Origin of the sequence: Rhizobium sp. CIAT894 (assembly GCF_000172795.2) — a bacterium.
In the GTDB taxonomy this organism is placed as follows: domain Bacteria; phylum Pseudomonadota; class Alphaproteobacteria; order Rhizobiales; family Rhizobiaceae; genus Rhizobium.
Genome location: NZ_CP020947.1, coordinates 718038 through 741293 on the forward strand (window position 1 = coordinate 718038; position 23256 = coordinate 741293).

At 61.8% G+C, this 23256-nt stretch carries 23 protein-coding genes; 19 read left to right on the forward strand and 4 right to left on the reverse strand.

The features are described from left to right. Positions 1–12: 12 nt before the first annotated feature. The 13 genes from flaF (at position 13) to folD (ending at position 10641) form a co-directional block, all read left to right on the forward strand. Complete coding sequence (gene flaF, locus RHEC894_RS03540) at positions 13–360, forward strand: flagellar biosynthesis regulator FlaF (RefSeq protein ID WP_003570294.1); 348 nt, start codon at positions 13–15, stop codon at positions 358–360. Further along, positions 357–806: a flagellar biosynthesis repressor FlbT gene (gene flbT / locus RHEC894_RS03545; RefSeq protein WP_085736226.1), complete on the forward strand. Its 450-nt coding sequence runs from the start codon at positions 357–359 to the stop codon at positions 804–806. Before flaF ends, flbT begins: the two co-directional genes overlap by 4 nt. Beyond that, positions 797–1243 carry a flagellar hook assembly protein FlgD gene (gene flgD / locus RHEC894_RS03550; RefSeq protein ID WP_085736227.1) on the forward strand — a complete coding sequence of 149 codons (447 nt, stop codon included), beginning with the start codon at positions 797–799 and terminating at the stop codon, positions 1241–1243. The genes flbT and flgD overlap by 10 nt, the downstream gene beginning before the upstream one ends. 89 nt (positions 1244–1332) lie before the next feature. Continuing rightward, positions 1333–1599: a flagellar biosynthesis protein FliQ gene (fliQ, locus tag RHEC894_RS03555; RefSeq protein WP_010067422.1), complete on the forward strand. Its 267-nt coding sequence runs from the start codon at positions 1333–1335 to the stop codon at positions 1597–1599. Positions 1600–1687: 88 nt separating this feature from the next. Beyond that, positions 1688–3775 carry a flagellar biosynthesis protein FlhA gene (gene flhA / locus RHEC894_RS03560; protein WP_085736228.1) on the forward strand — a complete coding sequence of 696 codons (2088 nt, stop codon included), beginning with the start codon at positions 1688–1690 and terminating at the stop codon, positions 3773–3775. Beyond that, on the forward strand, positions 3772–4524 hold the full coding sequence (locus tag RHEC894_RS03565) for a flagellar biosynthetic protein FliR (protein WP_010068564.1): 753 nt from the start codon (positions 3772–3774) through the stop codon (positions 4522–4524). Before flhA ends, RHEC894_RS03565 begins: the two co-directional genes overlap by 4 nt. A gap of 7 nt (positions 4525–4531) precedes the next feature. Continuing rightward, complete coding sequence (locus RHEC894_RS03570; RefSeq protein WP_010068565.1) at positions 4532–4945, forward strand: hypothetical protein; 414 nt, start codon at positions 4532–4534, stop codon at positions 4943–4945. Positions 4946–4976: 31 nt separating this feature from the next. Beyond that, positions 4977–5540: a rod-binding protein gene (locus RHEC894_RS03575; protein WP_085736229.1), complete on the forward strand. Its 564-nt coding sequence runs from the start codon at positions 4977–4979 to the stop codon at positions 5538–5540. Positions 5541–5551: 11 nt separating this feature from the next. Beyond that, positions 5552–5917, forward strand: a complete 366-nt coding sequence (locus RHEC894_RS03580) for a hypothetical protein (RefSeq protein WP_085736230.1) — start codon at positions 5552–5554, stop codon at positions 5915–5917. After that, positions 5917–6456 carry a hypothetical protein gene (locus RHEC894_RS03585; RefSeq protein ID WP_085736232.1) on the forward strand — a complete coding sequence of 180 codons (540 nt, stop codon included), beginning with the start codon at positions 5917–5919 and terminating at the stop codon, positions 6454–6456. The genes RHEC894_RS03580 and RHEC894_RS03585 overlap by 1 nt, the downstream gene beginning before the upstream one ends. Positions 6457–6806: 350 nt before the next feature. After that, the gene (locus tag RHEC894_RS03590) at positions 6807–7646 is read left to right on the forward strand and encodes a WecB/TagA/CpsF family glycosyltransferase (protein ID WP_010068667.1); all 840 of its coding nucleotides are present in this window, start codon (positions 6807–6809) and stop codon (positions 7644–7646) included. Between the two features lie 207 nt (positions 7647–7853). Continuing rightward, positions 7854–9620: a succinoglycan biosynthesis protein exop gene (locus tag RHEC894_RS03595; protein ID WP_085736234.1), complete on the forward strand. Its 1767-nt coding sequence runs from the start codon at positions 7854–7856 to the stop codon at positions 9618–9620. Positions 9621–9741: 121 nt separating this feature from the next. Next, complete coding sequence (gene folD, locus RHEC894_RS03600) at positions 9742–10641, forward strand: bifunctional methylenetetrahydrofolate dehydrogenase/methenyltetrahydrofolate cyclohydrolase FolD (protein ID WP_085736237.1); 900 nt, start codon at positions 9742–9744, stop codon at positions 10639–10641. Here the strand turns inward: folD and RHEC894_RS03605 are convergent, their stop codons facing one another. Next, on the reverse strand, positions 10642–11667 hold the full coding sequence (locus RHEC894_RS03605; RefSeq protein ID WP_085736238.1) for a substrate-binding domain-containing protein: 1026 nt from the start codon (positions 11665–11667) through the stop codon (positions 10642–10644). Between the two features lie 298 nt (positions 11668–11965). Between RHEC894_RS03605 and RHEC894_RS03610 the strand changes: the two genes are divergently transcribed. The 6 genes from RHEC894_RS03610 (at position 11966) to RHEC894_RS03635 (ending at position 19012) form a co-directional block, all read left to right on the forward strand. Then, complete coding sequence (locus RHEC894_RS03610) at positions 11966–13327, forward strand: ABC transporter substrate-binding protein (protein ID WP_085736241.1); 1362 nt, start codon at positions 11966–11968, stop codon at positions 13325–13327. 179 nt (positions 13328–13506) lie between these two features. Further along, positions 13507–14520: a sugar ABC transporter permease gene (locus RHEC894_RS03615; RefSeq protein ID WP_085736243.1), complete on the forward strand. Its 1014-nt coding sequence runs from the start codon at positions 13507–13509 to the stop codon at positions 14518–14520. A 1-nt stretch (position 14521) separates the two neighbouring features. Continuing rightward, positions 14522–15685 carry a carbohydrate ABC transporter permease gene (locus RHEC894_RS03620; protein WP_085736245.1) on the forward strand — a complete coding sequence of 388 codons (1164 nt, stop codon included), beginning with the start codon at positions 14522–14524 and terminating at the stop codon, positions 15683–15685. Between the two features lie 34 nt (positions 15686–15719). Further along, positions 15720–17372: an alpha-glucosidase gene (locus tag RHEC894_RS03625; protein ID WP_010069347.1), complete on the forward strand. Its 1653-nt coding sequence runs from the start codon at positions 15720–15722 to the stop codon at positions 17370–17372. Positions 17373–17393: 21 nt separating this feature from the next. Next, the gene (gene ugpC, locus RHEC894_RS03630) at positions 17394–18482 is read left to right on the forward strand and encodes a sn-glycerol-3-phosphate ABC transporter ATP-binding protein UgpC (protein ID WP_085736247.1); all 1089 of its coding nucleotides are present in this window, start codon (positions 17394–17396) and stop codon (positions 18480–18482) included. A gap of 176 nt (positions 18483–18658) precedes the next feature. After that, positions 18659–19012 carry a hypothetical protein gene (locus RHEC894_RS03635; protein WP_003588490.1) on the forward strand — a complete coding sequence of 118 codons (354 nt, stop codon included), beginning with the start codon at positions 18659–18661 and terminating at the stop codon, positions 19010–19012. Between the two features lie 82 nt (positions 19013–19094). Here RHEC894_RS03635 and edd read toward each other — a convergent pair whose 3' ends face one another. The 3 genes from edd to zwf form a co-directional block, all read right to left on the reverse strand. Further along, positions 19095–20918 carry a phosphogluconate dehydratase gene (gene edd, locus RHEC894_RS03640; protein WP_085736249.1) on the reverse strand — a complete coding sequence of 608 codons (1824 nt, stop codon included), beginning with the start codon at positions 20916–20918 and terminating at the stop codon, positions 19095–19097. A gap of 67 nt (positions 20919–20985) precedes the next feature. After that, entirely contained in the window at positions 20986–21684 is a 699-nt protein-coding gene (gene pgl / locus RHEC894_RS03645; RefSeq protein WP_085736252.1) for a 6-phosphogluconolactonase, read from the reverse strand. Positions 21685–21694: 10 nt separating this feature from the next. After that, entirely contained in the window at positions 21695–23170 is a 1476-nt protein-coding gene (gene zwf / locus RHEC894_RS03650; protein WP_085736254.1) for a glucose-6-phosphate dehydrogenase, read from the reverse strand. Positions 23171–23256: the final 86 nt, after the last annotated feature.

Genomic DNA, 23256 nt, shown 5'->3' on the forward strand with positions numbered 1-23256 from the left:
AAGGATGCATGAATGTATCAGTTCTCATATGCCGAAGTCATGCAGGACTCGGTGGCCGACGCGAAAGAGCGGGAATGGCAGGTCCTTGACCGGTCCATAGACCTGCTGTCGTTGGCGCGCGATAAGGAAAAATACGGCCGCGAAGCCATCGAAGCCCTGTTTTATACGCGCCGGGTATGGATCAGCTTCATCGAGGATCTGAAACATCCCGACAACCAACTGGAGATCGAGCTGAGGGCCAATCTCATCTCGATTGCGATCTGGATATTGAAGGAATGCGACAGGATACGAAAACGTCTGTCTAATAACTACCAGGGCATCATCGACGTTACCACCATCATCAGGGATGGACTTAAATGAAAAGCACACTTCGAATTTCTCTGAAAGCCGGAGAAAGAATCTTCATCAACGGCGCCGTCCTGCGCGTCGACCGCAAGGTCGCGCTGGAATTCCTGAATGATGTGACATTCCTTCTCGAAAACCACGTTCTCCAGCCGGAAGGCGCCACGACGCCGCTGCGCCAGCTCTATTTCATCGCGCAGATGATCCTCATCAATCCCGAGGGCAAGGACCATTCGACGGCGATGTTCCGCAAGTCGATCACCATGCTGCTCGCCTGCTTCAAGAACGAGGAAATCCTCGCCGAACTGAAGCGCATCGATGCACTCGTCTCGACCGGCCGCGCTTTCGACGCGCTGAAGGCGATCCGCGGCCTCTACGCGATCGAAGACAATATCCTCAACAACCACGAAATGCCGCCGACGATGGTCGAGCAGATTCGTAGGGAGATCGCACCATGGCGGTAGACGCAACCTCAGGCGTGGGCAGCTCGACCTCGACGAGCACGTCGAGTTCGGCCAAGAAGGCGACGCTCAACTACGACAATTTCCTTCAGCTGCTCATTGCGCAGATGAAGAACCAGGACCCGACCGATCCGATGAAGGCGAGCGAGCAGGTGGCGCAGCTTGCGACCTTCTCGCAGGTCGAGCAGACGGTCCAGACCAATACCAAGCTGGACACCCTTCTGGCGAGCTCGAGCCTCACCCAGGCCAGTAGCTATGTCGGCAAATACATGGAAAGCGCCGACGGCACCGTCAAAGGCACCATCGAATCTGTCAAGGTTTATTCCGATGGCATCATTGCGACGACCACGGATGGCGGTAATATACTCGTGCAGGCGGGAATCACCGTTGCCGACAAGGCGCCGACCACGACGACCACCAGCGACAGCAGCGATACCTGATACCGCCGCGCCGCCGCGTCGGATGATACCAACCAATAGCGGCCCGGCCATGGCGGGGCCGCCTCAAGGCGATATGAGGTTGCCTTCGGATGAATGAAGCTGATGCATTGGATCTGTTCCAGGCCGCGATCTGGACCGTCCTGATTGCCTCCGGTCCCGCCGTCCTCGCTGCGATGGTGGTGGGTCTCGTCATTGCCTTGATCCAGGCGCTGACCCAGGTGCAGGAAGCGACATTGACCTTCGTGCCGAAGATCGTCGCCGTGCTGGTCGTGGTCGGTGTCACCGCGCCTTTTGTCGGCTCGCAGGTTTCGATTTTTACCAATCTGGTCTTCTCGCGCATTCAGTCGGGTTTCTGAGCCACCTTCGCGCAAGCTTCGCCATTTAATTGTCGGTCCGAATTGGCGGACCTCATGTCCGCTCCTCTCATGAAGAGACGGGACAGTTATGGCGCAACCACCTGCACTACCCCTTCCGAAAGCCGCCCCGAGCCTGCGCGATATCGGTTTTGCCCTCGGCATCATCGGCATCATCTGCATTCTCTTCCTGCCGATTCCGCCGTTCCTGATCGATATGGGGCTGGCCTTCTCGATCGCCTTCTCGGTGCTGATCCTGATGGTCGCGCTATGGATCCAGAAGCCGCTCGATTTCTCGTCTTTTCCGACCATTCTGCTGATCGCGACGATGACCCGGCTGGCGCTGAACATCGCGACGACCCGCGTCATCCTGTCCCACGGCAATGAAGGCCACGATGCGGCGGGCGGCGTCATCGCCGGTTTTGCAAGCCTTGTCATGTCCGGCGACTTCGTCATCGGTCTGATCGTCTTCCTGATCCTCATCACCATCAACTTCATCGTCATCACCAAGGGTGCCACGCGTATCGCCGAAGTTGGGGCGCGTTTCACTCTCGATGCCATCCCCGGCAAGCAGATGTCGATCGATGCCGATCTTTCGGCCGGCATCATCGACGAGAAGGAAGCCCAGCGCCGGCGCAGAGAACTCGAAGAGGAAAGCTCCTTCTTCGGTGCGATGGACGGTGCCTCGAAATTCGTGCGCGGCGATGCCGTCGCCGGCCTCATCATCACCGCCATCAACGTCTTCGGCGGCATCATCATCGGCTATTTCCGCCACGGCATGCCGATCGGCGAAGCGGCCGACGTCTTCGTCAAGCTCTCGGTCGGCGACGGCCTCGTCTCGCAGATGCCGGCCCTCATCGTCTCGCTCGCCGCCGGCCTGCTCGTCTCGCGCGGCGGCACCACCGGCTCCACCGACCAGGCGGTCGTCAATCAGCTGAGCGGCTACCCCCGTGCGCTCTCGGTCTCGGCCGTGCTGATGTTCGTGCTCGCCCTCATGCCGGGCCTGCCGTTTGTCCCCTTTGTGATCCTCGGCAGTCTTCTCGCCTTCGGCGCCTGGTTCATCCCGCGTCAGGTCGAGGCTGAAAACATGCTTCGCCGCGAGCAGGAGGAAAAGAAGGTCGTCCAGAACAAGGAACTGGAAAAGGATTCGGTCAAGTCGGTGCTGCGCACCTCCGAGATCGAACTCGCGCTCGGCAAGATGGTCTCGACGCGTCTGCTCGGCGCCCACCAGGAACTCGCCTTCCGCGTCGGCAAGATGCGCAAGAAGTTTGCCACGCAATACGGCTTCGTCGTGCCCGAGATCAAGGTGACCGACGATATCGCCATCGCCGAGAAGTCCTACCAGATCCGCATCCACGGCACGACGGTCGCCTCCAATCTCTTGCGCGTCGGTGAAGTCCTCGTCGTCACCGGCGCCGGCCGCCGGCCGAGCATTCCGGGCGACGAAATCCGCGAACCGGCTTTCGGCATGCCTGCCGTCTCGATCCTGGAAAACTTCGCCGACGATCTGAAACGCGAGGGCTTCCAGCCGATCGACAACGTCTCCGTCGTGCTGACCCATATGAGCGAGGTCATTCGCAACAACCTGCCGCAGCTTCTGTCCTACAAGGACGTCAAGGTGCTGATCGACCGGCTCGACCCCGAATATAAGAAGCTTGCCGACGAGATCTGCTCGTCGCACATGTCCTATTCGGGCCTGCAGGCGGTGCTCAAGCTGTTGCTGGCCGAACGCGTCTCGATCCGCAACCTGCACCTCATTCTCGAAGCGGTGGCCGAACTCGCCCCGCATGTCAGGAAGACCGAGCAGATCGTCGAGCATGTCCGCATCCGCATGGCCCAGCAGCTTTGCGGCGACCTTGCCGACAACGGCGTGCTGCGTGTGCTCAGGCTCGGCAGCAAATGGGATCTCGCCTTCCACCAGGCGCTGAAGCGCGACCCCAAGGGCGAAGTGATCGAATTCGACATCGATCCGCGCAGCCTCGAGGAGTTCAGCGAACAGGCCACCAAAGTTATCCGTGAGTTCATGGATCGCGGCCTGCCATTCGCCCTTGTCACGTCGCCGGAAACACGCTCCTATGTGCGCATGATCATCGAAAGGCTGTTCGCCACGCTGCCGGTGCTGTCGCATGTCGAACTGGCCAAGGGCATCGAGATAAAGATTTTGGGCTCTATTTCATGATAACAGACCCGCAAGGGACCGTGCTCGCGCTGTTCCTGGTTTTCTGCCGGATCGGTGGCTGTGTGCTGGTTCTTCCGGGTTTTTCCTCGGCGCGCGTGCCCGAACAGCTGCGCGTCTTCATCGCCGGCGCACTCTCGATTGCCGTCATGCCGCTGCTCTGGGACACGGTCTACCCGGCCGTCCACACGGGTTCGCCAACCTATATCGGCCTGATTTTCAGCGAATCGCTGGTCGGCGTGATGTACGGCTTGCTGGCGCGGATCTACACGCTCGGCATGCAGTTCGCCGCGACGATCCTTGCCACGATGGTCGGCTACACCCAGCCGGGTTCGGCCGACATCATCGAAGACACGCCGGAAAGCAGTCTGTCCGGCTTCATCACCTTTGCCGGCATCATGATTCTCTTCATGATGGATTTCCATCACATCGTCTTCCGGGCGCTGATCGATTCCTACACCACCATGCCCTTCGGCGGCCTGATGCAGATGCGCGCGACGCTGATCTCCTTTACCGACACGCTGGAGCAGACCACCTACATCATGCTGCGGCTGGCGAGCCCGTTTCTGATCTACGGGATGATCTTCAACGTCTCGATCGGCTTCATCAACAAGCTGGCACCGCAGATCCCCGTCTACTTCATCTCCACGCCCTATCTGCTGATGGGCGGGCTCTTCCTGATCTACTTCTCGATTGCGGCGATGGTCAGCCAGTTCAGCCAGTCCTTCGGCTCGATCTATATCGGACGTTGAGGCAGATATGGTCGAAAAGAACCGCTCCCAGAAGCTCAAGCGACTGCTCTTGGTGCAGCGGCATCTCGAAAGGATGGCCGAGAACGACCTGGCCGAAACCAGCCGCCAGCGCGTCGAGGTCAATGCGGCGATGGACGACGTCATCCTCGCGCTCGGCTCGATGGATCCGGTCCACCACGCCTTCTCGCAGAATTACGCGGATCGATTCGGCCGGCTCACCATCAAGGACCAGCAACTGACCGGCATGCAGCAGATCCACGAGATGCGGCTGGCGCGCGAGCGCGCCAAGGGCGATCGTTTCGAAGAAAACATGAACGACGCCCTCGAGGCCGAGCGCCGCGAGGCCGATGACAACGCCGTCTACGATGTCATCGATCAGCAATTCGCAACACCAGCCTCCAGCAAGCTTCGAAACCCATAGTCGTTACGATCTTAAATTAGAGGATTGTAACGTGGCTATTTCGCCCCCCAGTGATCTGGTCCTGGACGTTGTCAAAGCCGCCGACCCCATGGAGGTTCAGGCGGCCCAGGAAAAATTGAAGGCAAATCGTGCGGCCTTTGCCGCAACGAGCCTCGCCGAAAACGGCAAGGGCTTCTCCAATACGGTCGATATTCTCGACCATATCGGCCAGAAGAGCGGCGTCAATAACATCCAGAACCGCACCAAGGCCGAGGAAGTGCCGGAAAGCTACCGGAAATTCGAGGCCATGGTTCTGCAGAATTTCGTCAAGTCCATGCTGCCGAGCGAAAGCGAGGACGTCTACGGCAAGGGCGCGACCGGCGATATCTGGAAAGGCATGATGGCCGAACAGCTCGGCAACACCATGGCCAAGGGTGACGGCATCGGCATCGCCAAGCAGATGTACAGCGAGCAGCTGCGCCGGCAGGAAGGCAAGATCGTCAATGCCTCGACCGATGATCGTGACCGCAACACTGCACTCAGCATGATCGACGACTTCCAGCGCAAGACATTTGGCACGCCGACCGCCGACGCCAAGTCGGCAAGCGACGCATAACCGAGGGTACAATGGAAATAGTTTCGAACGAATACAGGATCAAATCCGTTCTCGGACGCCTCGAAATGATCATCGACAATGAGAACACCCGGATCGGCAGCGATCCGCAGTTCGATCTCAAGGTCTCCAATGCGCACAAGAGCCGCTGCCTCTACGAGTTGTCGATGCTTTTCCGCGACACCGATCCGGCCGAGCTTGCCGCCACCCATCTCGATCAGCTGCACGGCCTGAAGAAGAAGCTGGTTCTCAATGCCCGGCGGGTCGAGGCGCATCTCGAAGCGGTTCGCGCTGTCGCCGACCTGCTGAAGAACGCCGTTCAGGACGCCGATGCCGACGGAACCTATTCCCAGGAACAATTCGCCGCGCGTGGTAACTGATGATCAAGCTCGTCCTCACCGGCGTCTGGGTTTGCGCCATCACCTTGGCATCGGTCTATTTCTCAGTGTACCTGGCGACCGCGCCGGCGCCCGCTGCGACGGATTCCAAGCAGAGCGCGCTCGAACTGGTGAAGGGTGAAACGATCACGGTGCCGATCATCGGTGACGGTGCGATCACCGGCTATTTCCTTGGCCGCGTTTCCTTCATGATGAACAAGGAGATGTTGAAGGGTGTGACGCTGCCGTTGGCCGAGATGACGACGGACGAGCTTTTCAGCCTGCTCGTCGGCAACAAGATGGTCGATATCGCCCACATCAAATCCTTCGATCCGAAGGCCTTCCGCGATGAGATCAAGAAGGGCATGAACGAGCGGCTCGGCGGCGAATATGTCGCCGACGTGATGCTGGAGCAGCTCGACTATCTCTCCAAGGAAGATGTCAAGGAAAGCTCCGCCGGGCAGCCGAAGAAGGTGAGCACACCCGTCAAGATCGTCGAGACCGCACCGGCCGGCGATGCGCCGGCACCGGCCGCTCACTAAAGCTCCTTGTTTTTACGCATGTCGTTATCCCGGAACCGCTGACACTTCCGGGCGACATGCGTTAATACCATCCTATCATCGAGAAAAGCGGCGCCGCAGGGCGCCGTTTGTCGTTGGCGCATGTGGTTAACAAACCACTTATGCGCGCATGGAAATCCAAGGAATTTTCCTAAGGGTTGTTTGAAACCGTCCTGTTATATCAGGTGCCACAGCTTGGCATGTGCCGCTTCCGGGTTCGGGGCGACGCCGTCCCGGCGGGACGCGACCGGCCTTTCGAGCGCCGATGCGGGAAGTGTGGGCTTGTTTTCCGGGATGTCGGGCGGATGAAGCATCCTCGGCAGGAGGTTGGAATGAATCTGATTGCAAACTTCGCGGTGCTCGCATCGCGGCGGACGATCTTCGATCTGCCGGTCTGCGACCTTGGCTGGGACGACGCCCTCGTTTTCATCAACGAGCTGGCCTCCATTCCCGTCGGCCAGACCGTGGTTTGCTTCGTCAATGCCCACAACATGCTGACCGCGCTTCGCGATGATGAATATTACCGAATCATGTCGCACAATCTGGTGCTGCCGGATGGCATCGGCCTGAACATTGCGTCGCAGATCGCCCATGGTTCGCCGTTTCCCGCCAATCTGAACGGCACCGATTTCGTGCCGGCCTTCCTCACCTTCATGGAGGCCCCGCGTCGCATCGGCCTCGTCGGCGGCACGCGTTCGGTCGTCGAGACGGCGGCGGAAAATTTCCGCAAGCATACGCCCTGGCATGAATTCGTCGTCGTCTCCGACGGCTATTTCGACAAGGACGATCCCTCTCTCGTCATCGAGGAGCTCGAGCGGCAGAAGGTCGATATCCTGATCGTCGGCATGGGAACGCCGCTACAGGAGAAATGGGTTCACGACCACATCCGCGCCGATCATGCCCGCCTGGTGCTGACCGTCGGCGCGCTTTTCGACTTCGTGTCCGGCGCCGTTCCGCGTGCGCCGAAGACGGTGCGGATGATGCGCATGGAATGGGCCTATCGCCTGATCCAGGAGCCGGCCCGGCTCTGGCGCCGTTACATTATCGGCATCCCGGTCTTTCTCTACCATGTGCTGCGCTATCGCTTCCAACGGCGGGAAAGAATTCTCAGCCATCCGGAAGAACACCAAACCGTCCTGCAGCCGCCGTCGAGCCACAAGAAGGCGAGCTGAAGCGAGCAATTCAGCAAAACTGTGCTGCGGCTTTGCATAAAATTAAGAGATGAGCATTGCCCGATTTCTCAGAAATCAGGCAATGCTCTCATTTCTTGCCGGCCCGGTTAACCATTTCTTTGCCATGAATATTTAGAGTCGTTTAATCATCCGCATCGCGTGCGGATGAGCGAACTCGGCCATCCCCGTGCATGAGATGTGGCGCAAATGTACGATAGCAGAGCCAGAAGCAGCTTTCACGATCGCGCCGCCGCCCGGCCGACGACGCCCGCAATGGCGCGCACCCATGACGATGCCTACGGATTGCCCGGGTCGCACCGGCCTGATATCGCCCCGCCCGAGGCCGAACTGCTGCGCGCCATCGGCCGCGCGCTGGAAGAGCAGCGGGCAAAAGCGGCACTGACGGCGCCACTCGTCGACCGCATCGAAACCATCCTCGGCAATCGCCTGCGGGCTGCCAATGATGTCGGCCATCCGCTTCCTCAGGAGCCGGCGCGCCATGCGGAACTTGCTGCTCCGGCCAGCGAGCCGATGATCCCGCCCGAACCACCGGCGGTGATCCGTGAGGGACCGGCAGCGCCATTGCGGCGCGCCGGCGGCATTGGTCTTGCGATGACGGTCGCCGCTGCGACGATCATCGGCGCGGGCCTGCCGGCGCTGATGCCGGCTTCGCCGGCTCTCTACCGCGCCGAAGCGACGCTCGGCGTGAAGACCGATGCCGCAAGCCGCGCCGCCTTCACCCAGGCTGCGGCGAAAGGATTGCTGTCGGCGCGGGTGGTCGCTTCGACGGTCACCGCTCTGAAACTCGATCGCGATCCCGAATTTGCCGGCCGCAGCGCCGATGCATTTGGCGTTGCGCTCGATCTCCTCTCGGCGACCGGCGCGGCTGCCGATCCGGCCTCGCGCGCCGAGGCGACGTTGAAACATGCGGTCGAGATCCTGCCCGATGCCGCCGCCGGTACGATCCTCGTCAGGGTGACGACAGGCGACAGCGGTAAATCCATGCGCATCGCCGCAAGGCTTGCCGAGGCGGTTTCCGCCGGAGACGGATCCGGCGGAAACACCGAAACCGACGCCACCCTGCGCAAGGCCTATGACGAGGCAAAGGCCGAACTGACAGCCTTCACGGCAAAGAGCGGCGAAGGCAACGTCAAGGTGGCGATCGATCTTCGCCGCCAGATCGACCGGCTCGATGCCGATCTGAAAGAGGCCGACCAGACGATCCTGACCGCCAAGGCGCAGGCCGACCGGCTGAAGGCGGCAAAACTTGCCGAAGTGCTCGCTGGTTCGTTGCCCGCCGATATGCTCTCGCCGGCGCTGCAGGACTGGCGAGACAAATATGCCATCGCCAAGACGGCGCTGGCGCAGCTTTCGGCCGAGCTCGGCCCGCGTCATCCGCGCCTCTTGCAGCAGCAGGCCGAGACCGATGGCCTGAAGGAGAATATGAGCAAGGAGCTTACCCGTCTTGCTCAGGCTGCCAACGCCGCTGCCAAGGCCGCCGTCGATGCGCGTAGGGGCCTGAACGATCGCCGCAACACGTTGATCGCTCAAAGCCGCGATACCGGCGTCGATCTTTCCCGGCTGACCGAACTCAGCGAGAAGGCGGCTGCCGCACGGTCGCGCCTGGACGATGCGGCTTCCGTGTCGGCGGGAACGGCCGCCGACGGCCATATCGCTCTCATCAAGCCGGCGCTGGCAACGGCGGTATCGGCCGCGGATGGCCGGACCGGGCGTTCGCTCGCCGGCGCTGCCGCGGGTTTCATCACAGGTCTTGCTGCGGCTTCGCTACTGCGCCGGCGTAAGCGCACGGTCGCCGAAGAGGAGATGCCTGTGTCGCCATCGCCCTCTTCCATGCGGGCATCTCAACCGGTCCCGCCGCCGGTCGACGAGGTGGAGGTGCTGCGCTCCGAGATCTCCGGCCTGCGCGACCGGCTGCGTGTTCATGCACTCGAAGGGCGGCAGCCGCTGCGCTGAACGAACATTTCCTTGCAAGTTTGATATTGCATTGCGGCTTTCCGACAGGATAGGGCGTTAGCGGGCATTTGACGCTCGTCAACTATCCATAGATTGACATGAAAACAGGGCGGAGAGACGCGTGACGACAGTAATCGACGGCAAGAACGTAGCTGCATCCGTAATTCAGACGGTCAAGAGTGCGACGGCAGCGCTGGAAAAGAGCAGCGGCGTCACCACCGGCCTTGCCGTCATCATCGTCGGCGACGACCCGGCGAGCCACGCCTATGTCGGCTCCAAGGGCCGCATGGCCAAGGAATGCGGCTTCAAGTCCATCCAGCACACGCTGCCGGCCGAAACCAGGCAGGAGGATCTGGCCGCCCTCGTCGCCACCCTCAACGCCGATCCGTCGATCCACGGCATCCTGGTGCAGCTGCCTTTGCCGAAGCCGCTCGACAGCGAGCCGATCATTCAGTCGATCCTTCCGGAAAAGGATGTCGACGGCCTCAGCGTCGTCAATGCCGGCAAGCTCGCCACCGGCGACCTGAAGACCGGGCTGGTCTCCTGCACGCCGGCCGGCGCCATGGTCTTCGTCCGCCGCACCCATGGCGAGGATCTCTCCGGCCTCAACGCCGTCGTCATCGGCCGCTCCAACCTGTTCGGCAAGCCGATGGCGCAATTGCTGCTCAACGCCAATGCGACGGTGACGATCGCTCACTCCAGGACCAAGAACCTCGCCGAGGTCTGCCGCAACGCCGATATTCTGGTCGCCGCGGTCGGTCGGCCGGAAATGGTCAAGGCCGATTGGGTGAAGCCGGGTGCGACGGTCATCGACGTCGGCATCAATCGCGTGGCGGCCCCCGAAAGAGGCGAGGGCAAGACCCGGCTCGTCGGCGACGTCGCCTTCCAGGAGGTTTCCGCGGTCGCCAGCACCATCACACCGGTTCCCGGCGGCGTCGGCCCGATGACCATCGCCATGCTGATGGCCAACACGGTCATTGCCGCCCATCGCACCGCAGGGCAGACCCCGCCGCAGTTTTGATCATATTTGCGGGGCAGGGCCGGTCGAGGCCCTGACGATCAATTCGGTCTTCCAGAGTTCCTGGTCGGGGAAGGGGCCGGCCTGTTTCACTGTGCCGATCAGCCGCTGGGCGATGCGGGCGCCGGCGGCCCTGAGCGAGGAGCGCGTCGTCGTCAGCGGCACGGAGAAGTTTTCCGGCTTCAACAGCGGCAGCACGTCGTCGTGGGCGATCAGCGAAATATCCTCGCCGAGCCGCAATCCCGCCTGGTTGACCGCGCGGATCGCGCCAAGCGCCAGCACCGTGCTGGAGCAGAGGATCGCCGTCGGCCGCTCCGGCAACTGCAGGAAGCGTTCCATCGCCAGCAGCCCCTGTTCGTCGGTCATCAGCGCGTGGCTGACGCAATCCTCCTCGAGCGCGAGCCCGCGCTCGGCAAGGGCCGCGACCACGCCGTTTCTTCTGCGGATGGCGAAATCGAGATGCATCGGTCCGTTCATCAGCGCAAAGCGCGTATGGCCGAGTTGCAGCAGGAGCCGCGTCGCATCGTAGAAGGCGCCTTCATTGTCGATGTCGAGATAGGGATAGTCCGGCTCCGAACCGAAGGAGCGGCCGTGCACGACATAGGGGATGGAGAGCGATTTCAGCATGGGAAGCCGCGGATCGTGGCCGCGCATATAGGCGACGAACAGCGCATCGACATTGCCACTGATCGCAAGGCGCCGGAGTGCTGCCACCTCGTCGTCCGGGTCGGCCGGCATGATGACGAAATGGAAATCGTGGCGCACGGCCTCCTCGCCGAGCCCGGCCAGGAATTCGCCGAAATGCACGTCGGACTGATGGCCGGGCGCCGTCGGCATGACGAGGCCGATCGAGCCCGCCTTGCCGGTCGCCAGCCGCTGCGCCGCCTTGTTCGGCCGGTACCCGGTTTCCTTGACGGCCTGGAGCACGCGCTCCCGGGTCGCCTCGTTGACCTCGGGATAGCCGTTGAGCGCTCGGCTCACCGTCGTTTGCGACAGTCCCAGCAATTCCGATAGCTGCTTGAGATTCACCTGCTATGCTTCCTCCCCGCCCGCTCTTTAGCCATCTTGAAAAGGCTTGTCGCCTCCCCGGGGCATCCAAAGCGCTTTCAATTATGTAGCATTTGGTGCGCTTGACTCAAGAAAAATCGCTCCATATTTCCCGATAGGCGCTGCTGCGCTGCGATATTCCGCCTGTACACAGCCGGTTTTTCGCGAAATGACTTGACTCCATTCCACTGAAAGTGAAATGAGTTGGGTGTCAAAGCGCTTTGAAATTTCTTTTTGAGGGAATTCGGCGTGGTTGGGATTGTGATGGGAGGATGATCACATGAAAAAGTCATTTTTGATGAGCGTTGCCGTGGCGGCGCTTTTTGCCGGTGCTGCGTCCGCGGCCGATCTGAAATTTGCCCCGGGCCAGGATTCCAAGTTCAATTGGAAGAGCTATGACGAATTCAAGGCCGCGCATGCCGATCTGAAGGGTCAGCCGCTGACGATCTTCGGGCCGTGGCGCGGCGAGGACGAGGCGTTCTTCATGAGCGTTCTTGCCTATTTCACCGAAGCCACCGGCATCGAAGCCAAATATTCCTCTTCCGAAAATTACGAACAGCAGATCGTCATCGACACGCAGGCGGGCTCGCCGCCGAACGTCGCCATCCTGCCGCAGCCGGGCCTCCTGGCCGATCTCGCCAGCAAGGGCTTCCTGACGCCGCTCGGCGATGACAACTCCAAGTGGATCAAGGACAATTACGGCGCCGGCGACAGCTGGGTCGGTTACGGCACCTACAAGGGCAAGGACGGCAAGGAAGCCTTCTACGCCTTCCCTTACAAGGCCGACGTGAAGTCGCTGGTCTGGTATGTTCCGGAGAATTTCGAAGAGGCCGGCTACAAGATCCCGACGACCATGGAAGAGCTGCATGCCCTGACCGATCAGATCGTCAAGGACGGCGGCGTTCCCTGGTGCATCGGTCTCGGGTCCGGCGGCGCCACCGGCTGGCCGGCGACCGACTGGGTCGAGGACATCATGCTGCGCACCCAGCCGCCTGAGGCCTATGACAAGTGGACGACCAACGAGCTGAAGTTCACCGATCCGGCCGTCGTTGCCGCGATCGACGAATTCGGCAAGTTCGCCAAGAACGAGAAATATGTCGACGGCGGCGTCGCGGCCGTGGCCTCGACCGATTTCCGCGACAGCCCGAAGGGCCTCTTCGCTGTTCCGCCGAAGTGCTACATGCACCATCAGGCCTCGTTCATTCCGTCCTTCTTCCCGGAGGGCACGAAGCTCGGCCAGGATGCCGACTTCTTCTACATGCCGACCTTTGCGTCGCATCCCGAACTCGGCAAGCCGGTTCTCGGCGCCGGCACCCTCGTCTCGATCGCCAAGGACTCGAAGACCGCCCGTGCCTTCATCGACTTCCTGAAGACCCCGATCGCACATGAGGTCTGGATGGCGCAGTCGAGCTTCCTGACCCCGTATAAGGGCGTCAGCACCGAGGCCTACGCCAATCCGCAGATGAAGAAGGAAGGCGAGATCCTGACCTCGGCCACCACCTTCCGCTTCGACGGTTCCGACCTGATGCCGGGCAAGATCGGCGCCGGCGCCTTCTGGACGGGCATGGTCGATTTCGTCGGTGGCAAGTCCGCGCAGGACGCCGCAGCCGAAATCCAGAGCGCCTGGGACGGCATCAAGTAATCCTCAAAACGGTGCCGCCGGCTTGCCGGCGGCATGGCTTGCATGACTGGCCGGGTTCGCAAGGAGCCCGGCCAACGCAGCATATATTCTGAGCAATCAAAGATTGACGATGACCGGCGCTGACCCGTCAGAATAACAACCGGTCGGAATAAGATCAGGGGAAGCAGGGGAGGGGCGAAATGCTGTTGCAGATTGTGTCCGCTTTGGGCGTCGTGGTCGGGGCCGTTATCGCGTGCTCGGCCTATTTCTTTTTCTCGAACATGATTCTCGATCTCGCTCTGCCGGTGAAGGACGGTGACATCCGTCAGGCCTCGCGCAACCTGAACCGGCGCGCAATGATCCGCCCCTGGCTGTTCCTCGGTCCGGCGCTGTTCCTGTTGATCGTCTACCTTGTCTATCCCGTCGTTGCGACCTTCATCCTGTCCTTCTACGACCGGTCGGGCAACGAGTTCGTCGGCGCGACGAACTACCTGTGGGCCCTGAACGACCGCGAATTCCGCCAGTCGATCTTCAACAACATCCTCTGGCTTGCCGTCGTGCCGGCCGCCTGCACCTTCTTCGGCCTCGTCATCGCGGTGATGACCGATCGCATCTGGTGGGGCAATATCGCCAAGAGCATCGTCTTCATGCCGATGGCGATCTCCTTTGTCGGCGCCTCGGTCATCTGGAAATTCATCTATGAATATCGCGGCGGCAACGACGTCCAGATCGGCCTGCTGAACGCCATCGTCCAGACCTTCGGCGGCACGCCCGAGGTGTGGATTTCCATTCCCTTCTGGAACAACTTCTTCCTGATGATCATCCTGATCTGGATCCAGACGGGTTTTGCCATGGTCATCCTGTCGGCGGCACTTCGCGGCATCCCCGAGGAGACGATCGAGGCCGCCGTCATTGACGGCGCCAATGGCTGGCAGATTTTCTGGCGCATCATGGTGCCGCAGGTCTGGGGCTCCATCGCCGTCGTCTGGACGACGATCACCATCCTCGTCCTCAAGGTCTTCGATATCGTGCTGACCATGACCAACGGCCAGTGGCAGACGATGGTGCTGGCCAATCTGATGTTCGACTGGATGTTCCGCGGCGGCGGCGATTCCGGCCGAAGCGCCGTCATCGCCATCATCATCATGCTCGCCGTCACGCCGATCATGGTGTGGAACGTGCGCCGCGCCAATCGCGAACTGAAGGGGCATTGAGATGACCGCTGCTGGAAGCTACTTCAAGATCGGCCCCGCCCGCCTCTTCGTTCACGCCGCCGTTCTGCTGATCGTCATCGTCTGGCTGATCCCGACGCTCGGCATCTTCGTCAGCGCGCTGCGCGACAAGGACCAGATCGTCGTCTCCGGCTGGTGGACGGCCTTCGTCGGCTCGACGCAGACCGTCGCCGTCCGTCTCGGCACGGCAGACCAGCAGAAGCAGGAAGGGGCTCTCTACGTCATTGCCGGCAACGTGCTGGAAGGCCAGACCGGCCGCTCGGTCAAGGCCTTCGGCAACCGCGTGCAGCAGCCGGCTGCCTTCGAGGCCGGCGAGACCGCCGATCTCGGCGACGGCGAAACCCTGCAGATCAACAGCGACGGCAGCTACCGCTATGTGAAGAATGCCGCCTTTTCGCCCGACGAACGCCCGCGGCGCATCTATGCCTCCGTCTCGGCGCCGCCGGAATTCACCATGCAGAACTATAAGACCGTTCTGACCGGCGAAGGCATCGGCCAGTCCTTCATCAATTCGCTGACGGTAACGATCCCGGCGACGATCATTCCGATCCTGATTGCCGCTTTTGCGGCCTATGCGCTGAGCTGGATGGAATTTCCCGGTCGAGCGCTGTTGATCGCGCTCGTCGTCGGCCTCATCGTCGTGCCGCTGCAGATGTCGCTGATCCCGCTGCTGCGTCTCTATAACGAAATCGGCAACATGCTCGGCCAGCCGTCGAAGACCTATCCCGGCATCTGGCTCGCCCACACCGCCTTCGGCATGCCGCTCGCCATCTATCTCCTGCGGGCCTATATCGCCGGCCTGCCGAAGGAGATCATCGAATCCGCCCGCGTCGACGGCGCCAGCGACTTCGAGATATTCACCCGCATCGTATTGCCTTTGTCCTTCCCGGCACTCGCCTCCTTCGCCATCTTCCAGTTCCTGTGGGTGTGGAACGACCTGCTCGTCGCCATGGTCTTCCTCGGCACCGACAAGGACCACCTCGTTCTCACCGGCAGCCTGAACGCGCTGCTCGGCTCGCGCGGCGGCAACTGGGAGATTTTGACGGCGTCGGCCTTCGTCACCATCATCGTGCCGCTGCTCGTCTTCTTCGGGCTGCAGCGTTATCTGGTGCGCGGCCTGCTGGCGGGTTCGGTCAAGGGAGGCTGACCATTTCCGAACGTGACTTCAGACAGGATATCCCATGAACGTGGCTCCCCAATCGATCTCGATCCCTGACAAGGACTGGTGGCGCGGCGCGGTGATCTACCAGATCTACCCGCGCTCCTACCAGGATTCCAACGGCGACGGCATCGGCGACCTGAAGGGCATCACCGCCCGCTTGCCGCATGTGGCAAGCCTCGGCGTCGATGCAATCTGGATCTCGCCCTTCTTCACCTCGCCGATGCGCGATTTCGGCTACGACGTCTCCGACTACGAGAATGTCGATTCGATCTTCGGCACACTGGTGGATTTCGACACGATGATCGCTGAGGCCCATCGGCTCGGCATCCGGGTGATGATCGATCTGGTCATCTCCCACAGCTCGGATCAGCATCCCTGGTTCGTCCAGAGCCGCTCCAGCAAGACCAACGCCAAGGCCGACTGGTATGTCTGGGCCGACGCCAAGCCGGATGGCACGCCGCCGAACAACTGGCTGTCGATCTTCGGCGGCTCGGCATGGGCGTGGGATCCGACGCGCATGCAATATTACCTGCACAACTTCCTGACCTCGCAGCCGGATATGAACCTGCATAATCCGGAAGTGCAGGATCGCCTGCTCGATGTCGTGCGCTTCTGGCTCAATCGCGGCGTCGACGGCTTCCGCCTCGACACCATCAATTTCTATTTCCACGATCCGCTTCTGCGCGACAATCCGGCGCTCGCCCCCGAACGCCGCAACGCTTCGACGGCGCCGGCGGTCAATCCCTATAATTTTCAGGAGCATATCTACGACAAGAACCGGCCGGAGAATCTTGCCTTCCTCAAGCGCTTCCGCGCCGTTCTCGAGGAATTCCCGGCGATCGCCGCCGTCGGCGAGGTTGGCGACAGCCAGCGAGGCCTCGAAATCGTCGGCGAATATACCTCCGGCAACGACAAGATGCATATGTGTTATGCCTTCGAGTTCCTGGCGCCCGATCCGCTGACGGCCGAGCGCGTGGAAGAGGTGATGCAGGATTTCGAAGCCGCCGCACCCGACGGCTGGGCCTGCTGGGCTTTCTCCAACCACGACGTCGTGCGCCATGTCAGCCGCTGGGGCGGGCTGGTCGCCGATCACGACGCCTTTGCCAAGCTCTATGCCTCGCTGCTGCTGAGCCTGCGCGGCTCCGTCTGCCTCTATCAGGGCGAGGAGCTGGCGCTGACCGAGGCCGATCTCGCCTATCAGGATCTGCAGGATCCCTACGGCATCCAGTTCTGGCCGGAATTCAAGGGCCGTGACGGCTGCCGCACGCCGATGGTCTGGGACAGTCACGTCGCCCAGGGCGGCTTTTCGACAGTCAAGCCCTGGCTGCCGGTGCCGGTCGAGCATATTCTGCGCGCCGTCAACGTCCAGCAGGGCGACGAGACTTCGGTGCTCGAGCACTATCGCCGCTTCATCGCCTTCCGCAAATTGCACCCGGCCTTTGCCAAGGGTGAGATCGAATTCGAGGAGCCGCAGGGCGACGCCCTGGTCTTCACCCGTGAATACGGCAATGAGCAGCTGCTCTGCATCTTCAACATGAGCCCGGCCGAAACAGACGTCATCTTGCCCGCGGGAGAATGGCAGGCGTTGACGGGGCATGGCTTTATCAGCAACAACTATGGCGACAAGATCGATATTCCGGCCTGGGGGGCGTATTTCGCCCGTCTCGCTTAAGGATCAGCAGGGGAGAGAGACATGACTGGACTGACGCTGAAGGATATCCGCAAATCCTACGGGTCCGTGGACGTTCTCCACGGGATCGACCTCGATATCAAGCAGGGCGAATTCATCGTCTTCGTCGGTCCGTCCGGCTGCGGCAAGTCCACGCTTCTGCGCATGATCGCCGGTCTCGAGGCGATCACCGGCGGCGAGATGTATATTGACGGCCATCTCGTCAATGACGTGCCACCCTCCAAGCGCGGCATCGCCATGGTCTTCCAGTCCTATGCGCTCTATCCGCACATGACCGTCTTCGACAACATGGCCTTCGGCATGAAGATCGCAGGCGAAAGCAAGCAGGAGATCGACCGCCGTGTGCGGGCGGCGGCCGAGAGCCTGCAGCTGACCAAATATCTCGATCGCCTGCCGAAAGCGCTTTCGGGCGGCCAGCGCCAGCGCGTGGCGATCGGCCGCGCCATCTGCCGCGATCCGAAGGTCTTCCTGTTCGACGAGCCGCTTTCCAACCTCGACGCCGCGCTGCGCGTCGCCACCCGCATCGAGATCGCCCGCCTGAACGAACAGATGGCCGATACGACGATGATCTACGTGACCCACGACCAGGTCGAGGCGATGACGCTCGCCGACCGCATCGTCGTTCTCTCCGCCGGCAATATCGAGCAGGTTGGTGCGCCGCTGGAACTCTACGAGCGTCCGGCCAACCTCTTCGTCGCCAAATTCATCGGCTCGCCGGCCATGAACATCATCCCGGCGACGGTCGCCGGCACCGGAAGCCAGACGACGGTAACGCTGACCGGCGGCATGTCGGTGACATTGGATGTGGCGACCGACGCGGCCGAGAAGGGCAAGCAGGCGAGCTTCGGCGTCCGCCCCGAGGATCTGAGGATTGCCGACGGCGCCGACTATCTTTTCGAGGGCGAGGTGTCGATCGTCGAAGCGCTCGGTGAAGTGACGCTGCTCTATATCGAGGGCCTGGTCCCGGGCGAGCCGATCGTCGTCAAGCTGCCCGGCATCTACGATGTCCACAAGGGTCAGAGGATGCGCTTTGCCGCCGACCGGCAGAAGCTGCACCTCTTTGACGCGACCGGTCATACCTACCGGAAATGAGGCGGCTATTTTTGGGGTAATAATCCCGAGAATTATACTTGGCGGACCGGATTCTCACTTTCTGTTAAAGATCGGCTGCTACCTTTTCCCAGTCAATTTATGAGGGGGATAAGCAAGTGGCCGCTTCCAATCCGTCACAGCCAAAATCTCATTTCCTGAGCAAGGAAGAATCCTTCATGTATGACCGCGAGCAGCGGTTCAAGATGGAGGACACGATGAACGCCGCGCGCATCGAATATACGGAAAAGGGCGTCATGCACGCGGCTTCGCGCCGCTGCGATATCGTCCGGATCTCGATGAGCAGCGCGACGCTCGCGATCCTCACCCAGTTCAACCTGCCGAAGCAGTTCTATCTGGATATTCCGGATGCCCGCATCACCAAGGTCGGCTGCATACTGATGAAGGTCAACGCCAACAATACGATCGAAGTCCGCTTCCTCCGTCTGCTGACGCAGAAGGAACTGAACAAGATCTTCGTCTACAGCACCCATCCGGCGCATCGCGACTACGTGCTCGATATCCGCGCCTGACGGATAGCACGGGATTGATACAGAAAACCCGCGGGGTGCTTCGCGCGCCTCGCGGGTTTTTGCTTGTCCTGGGCGGCCGTGCTCAGTTGTGGAAGAGCACGCTCGCCCCCTGATCCGAAGCGCCGACGGCGCGGCGGAAGGGTGCGAAGAGCTCGCGGCCCATGCCGAATTCATTGTCGGAGAGATCGACGGTCACCGGCTCGCGCTCGGCCATATCGGCCGCATCGACCAGCAGCTCGAGCGTGCCCTTGATCGCGTCCAGGCGGATGATGTCGCCATCCTTGATGCGGGCGATCGGGCCGCCGTCGACCGCTTCCGGGGTGACGTGGATCGCCGCCGGCACCTTGCCTGAGGCCCCCGACATGCGCCCATCGGTCAGGAGCGCCACGCGGAAACCGCGATCCTGCAGCACGCCGAGCGGCGGCGTCAGCTTGTGCAGCTCCGGCATGCCGTTCGCCTTCGGCCCCTGGAAGCGCACGACGGCGATGAAATCGCGGTTGAGCTTGCCTTCCTTGAAGGCGTCCTGCAGTTCCTGCTGGCTGTGGAAGATGATCGCCGGCGCCTCGATGACGTGGCGCTCCGGCTTGACGGCTGAGATCTTGATGACCGCCTTGCCGAGATTGCCGCGCAGCATCTTCAGCCCGCCATTCGCCTGGAACGGCGTCTCGATGCTGGAGAGCACCTTGGGATCGTGGCTCTTTTCCGGCGACGGCTCGCGCAGCACGGTCCGGTTCTCGCCGAGGCGGGCATCGACCGTATAGGCTTCGAGCCCCTGGCCGAAGACGGTGCGCACGTCGTCATGCACCAGGCCGTGCTTCAACAGTTCCTTGATGAGGAAGCCCATGCCGCCGGCTGCCTGGAAATGGTTCACGTCGGCAAGTCCGTTCGGATAGACGCGGGCCAGCAGCGGCACCACTTCCGAAAGCTCGGCAATGTCCTGCCAGGTGAGCTGGATGCCGGCCGCGCGCGCCATGGCGACGAGGTGCAGCGTGTGATTGGTCGAGCCGCCGGTCGCATGCAGGCCGACGACGCCGTTGACGACCGAGCGCTCGTCGATCATCTCGCCGGCCGGGGTGAATTCATTGCCGAGCGCGGTGATCGCCAGCGCCCGCTTGGCGGCTTCGCGCGTCAGCGCTTCGCGCAGCGGCGTGCCGGGATTGATGAAGGAGGAGCCGGGCATGTGGAAGCCCATGATCTCCATCAGCATCTGGTTGGAGTTGGCGGTGCCGTAGAAGGTGCAGGTGCCGGGACCATGATAGGACTTCGATTCCGCCTCCAGGAGTTCGGCGCGCCCGACCTTGCCCTCGGCGAAGAGCTGGCGCACGCGCGACTTCTCGTCGTTCGGCAGGCCAGTTGTCATCGGCCCGGCCGGAACGAAGATCGACGGCAGATGCCCGAAGGAGAGCGCCGCGATGACGAGGCCCGGCACGATCTTGTCGCAGACGCCGAGGAAGAGGGCGGCATCGAACATGTTGTGCGACAGGCCGACGCCTGCCGACATGGCGATCAGATCGCGCGAGAACAGCGAAAGCTCCATGCCCGGCTGCCCCTGGGTGACGCCGTCGCACATGGCCGGCACGCCGCCGGCGACCTGCGCCACGCCGCCGGCCTGAGCGGCCGCTTCGCGGATAATCGCCGGATAGGTCTCGAACGGCTGGTGGGCCGAGAGCATGTCGTTATAGGCGGTGATGATGCCGAGATTGGGGATGCGGTCACCGGCGAGCGCATCCTTGTCGGCGGGGGAACAGACTGCGAAGCCGTGGGCAAGGTTGGCGCAGCCGAGCACCGAGCGCTGGACACCCTTGGAGGCTGCGGCGCGCAGGCGTTCGAGATAGCGCTCGCGGGTCGGCTTCGAGCGTTCGACAATGCGGTTCGTAATCGCAGCAATGCGTGCGTGAGCGGACATGGAAAATCCCTGCCTTGTTCTGGTTCGTCTCTATGTGTTCGCCGGCTCCGGCGGCCTGTGGGGCCGGTCAGGGAGCCCAGTAGATCTCGACCGGGGAAGTGGCCCGGCGCAGAATGGCGCGGATCGGCATTTCTGCTTCTTCGCCCTTGCCTTCTGCCTTGGCGAGAACGTCTTTTTTACCTTCGCCCTCAATATGGAGAACCAGAAGTGCGGCATCCTGAAGACTGGAGAAGGTGAAGGTCAGGCGCGGCTCGCCGGCCCCTTCCGCTTCCATGGTGATGATGCCGCGCGGCGTCGATGCATCGAGCGCCTTGGCCAGATTGCTGCCGCCGGGAAAGAACGAGGCCGTGTGGCCGTCGCCGCCCATGCCAAGGATGACGACGTCGAAGGGAATGCCGATCTCGGCGCTTTTTTCAGTCGCAAGCCGGGCGGCTTCCTCAACGGAGGCGGCGGGCTGGTAAAGCGGCACGAAACGCGCCGACTTCGCCTTGTTCTGCAAGAGATTGGCATCGACCAGCAGATGGTTCGAGCGCGGATTGTCGGCCGGCACGAAACGCTCGTCGACGAGCGTGATCGTCACCTTGTCCCAGGCGAGGTCGCGTGTCGAAAGCGCCTGGAAGAAGGCCTTCGGCGTCGAGCCGCCGGAAACGGCGATGGACGCCGTTCCGCGGGCTGAGATTGCCGCCCAAAGCCTCTCGGCGACCTTGTCGGCGAGGCTGCCGGCGAGGTCTGCGGCGCTGGCGAAGGAATGCAGGGTCGATGCCATCGATTTCCCCTTAGATATCGTCGTGCCAGGTGCGGCCGTCGCGCTCGATCAGCGCGATGGCCTGGCTCGGGCCCCAGGTGCCGGCCGTATAGCCCTGCACCTGCTGGCCGGTGGTCTCCCAACCCTTGAGGATCGGATCCACCCATTTCCATGCGGCTTCGACTTCGTCGCAGCGCATGAACAAGGTCTGGTTGGAGCGGACCACGTCCATCAGCAGACGCTCGTAAGCGTCGGGATTGCGGACGTTGAAGGCCTGGGCGAAGCTCATGTCGAGCGAGACGTTGCGCAGGCGCATGCCGCCCGGGCCCGGATCCTTGATCATCAGCGACTGCTTGACGCCCTCGTCGGGCTGCAGCCGGATGATTAGCTGGTTGGCAACGATGCGTCCGGCCGCCTGGTCGAAGATCGCATGCGGGATCGGCTTGAAGGTAATGACGATCTCGGACATGCGGCCGGTCAGGCGCTTGCCGGTTCTGATGTAGAAGGGAACGCCCGCCCAGCGCCAGTTGTTGATCTCCGCCTTGATGGCGACGAAGGTCTCGGTGTTCGAGATGCCGCCTTCGAGCTCTTCGAGATAGCCTTTGACCGGGCCGCTGCCCGATGCGCCGGCGCGATACTGGCCGCGTACCGTCGCCTGCTCGACATTGGAGGCATTGAGCGGCTTCAGTGCGCGCAGCACCTTCAGCTTCTCGTCGCGGACGGCTTCCGAATCCATCGACGAGGGCACTTCCATCGCCGTCAGGCAGAGCAGCTGCAGGATGTGGTTCTGCACCATGTCGCGCAATGCGCCTGCTGTATCGTAGTAGCCGGCACGACCTTCCAGGCCGACCGCTTCGGCCACGGTGATCTGCACGTGATCAATGTAGTTGGCGTTCCACAACGGCTCATAGAGCGCGTTGGCAAAGCGCAGCGCCATCAGGTTCTGCACCGTCTCCTTGCCGAGATAGTGGTCGATGCGGAAGATCTGTTCTTCCTTGAAAGCGCGACCGATCGTGTCGTTGAGCTGCAGCGCCGAGGCGAGGTCGCGGCCGATCGGCTTTTCGACGACGATGCGGGTCGACTTGGTGATCAGCTTGTGGTCGTGGATCTTCTGCGAAATATCGCCGAAGATGCCGGGCGCGACGGCGAGGTAGAAGGCGCGCACGCGCTCCTTGCCCTCGTCGAGCAGCTTCTTCAACTGATCCCAGCCGGTATCGGTGCGGGCGTCGACCGAAACGTAGTAGAGGCGGGCGCAGAACTTCTCCACCTCGGCTTCGTCATATTCCCCCTTCTTCAGGTGCTCCTTCAGCGCGTCCTTGGCGAACTTGCGGTATTCCTCATGCGAAAGCGGGCTGCGCGAGGCGCCGATGATGCGGGTCGGTTCGGAGAACTGGCCCTCGATCTGGCGATGATAGAGCGCCGGCAGAAGCTTGCGTTCGGCGAGGTCGCCGCTGCCGCCGAAGACGACGTAATCAAAAGGCTCAACGGGAATGATTTGGCTGCTCATGAGCTTGTCTCTCAATCATGCTGGTTGGCGGCCCTTTTAATCTAATCGATTTAAAAAAGCCAGTGTGCAGTGCAATGAATCTGTCA

Bases quoted from the DNA above. Each gene is read 5' to 3' on its own strand.
- RHEC894_RS03570 (WP_010068565.1), top strand. From the start codon at position 4,532: ATGGTCGAAAAGAACCGCTCCCAGAAGCTCAAGCGACTGCTCTTGGTG.
- flaF (WP_003570294.1), top strand. From the start codon at position 13: ATGTATCAGTTCTCATATGCCGAAGTCATGCAGGACTCGGTGGCCGAC.
- RHEC894_RS03595 (WP_085736234.1), top strand. From the start codon at position 7,854: ATGTACGATAGCAGAGCCAGAAGCAGCTTTCACGATCGCGCCGCCGCC.
- RHEC894_RS03590 (WP_010068667.1), top strand. From the start codon at position 6,807: ATGAATCTGATTGCAAACTTCGCGGTGCTCGCATCGCGGCGGACGATC.
- RHEC894_RS03610 (WP_085736241.1), top strand. From the start codon at position 11,966: ATGAAAAAGTCATTTTTGATGAGCGTTGCCGTGGCGGCGCTTTTTGCC.
- fliQ (WP_010067422.1), top strand. From the start codon at position 1,333: ATGAATGAAGCTGATGCATTGGATCTGTTCCAGGCCGCGATCTGGACC.
- flhA (WP_085736228.1), top strand. From the start codon at position 1,688: ATGGCGCAACCACCTGCACTACCCCTTCCGAAAGCCGCCCCGAGCCTG.
- RHEC894_RS03615 (WP_085736243.1), top strand. From the start codon at position 13,507: ATGCTGTTGCAGATTGTGTCCGCTTTGGGCGTCGTGGTCGGGGCCGTT.
- edd (WP_085736249.1), bottom strand. From the start codon at position 20,918: ATGTCCGCTCACGCACGCATTGCTGCGATTACGAACCGCATTGTCGAA.
- pgl (WP_085736252.1), bottom strand. From the start codon at position 21,684: ATGGCATCGACCCTGCATTCCTTCGCCAGCGCCGCAGACCTCGCCGGC.
- RHEC894_RS03635 (WP_003588490.1), top strand. From the start codon at position 18,659: ATGTATGACCGCGAGCAGCGGTTCAAGATGGAGGACACGATGAACGCC.
- RHEC894_RS03625 (WP_010069347.1), top strand. From the start codon at position 15,720: ATGAACGTGGCTCCCCAATCGATCTCGATCCCTGACAAGGACTGGTGG.
- RHEC894_RS03565 (WP_010068564.1), top strand. From the start codon at position 3,772: ATGATAACAGACCCGCAAGGGACCGTGCTCGCGCTGTTCCTGGTTTTC.
- flgD (WP_085736227.1), top strand. From the start codon at position 797: ATGGCGGTAGACGCAACCTCAGGCGTGGGCAGCTCGACCTCGACGAGC.
- RHEC894_RS03620 (WP_085736245.1), top strand. From the start codon at position 14,522: ATGACCGCTGCTGGAAGCTACTTCAAGATCGGCCCCGCCCGCCTCTTC.
- flbT (WP_085736226.1), top strand. From the start codon at position 357: ATGAAAAGCACACTTCGAATTTCTCTGAAAGCCGGAGAAAGAATCTTC.
- RHEC894_RS03580 (WP_085736230.1), top strand. From the start codon at position 5,552: ATGGAAATAGTTTCGAACGAATACAGGATCAAATCCGTTCTCGGACGC.
- zwf (WP_085736254.1), bottom strand. From the start codon at position 23,170: ATGAGCAGCCAAATCATTCCCGTTGAGCCTTTTGATTACGTCGTCTTC.
- ugpC (WP_085736247.1), top strand. From the start codon at position 17,394: ATGACTGGACTGACGCTGAAGGATATCCGCAAATCCTACGGGTCCGTG.
- RHEC894_RS03585 (WP_085736232.1), top strand. From the start codon at position 5,917: ATGATCAAGCTCGTCCTCACCGGCGTCTGGGTTTGCGCCATCACCTTG.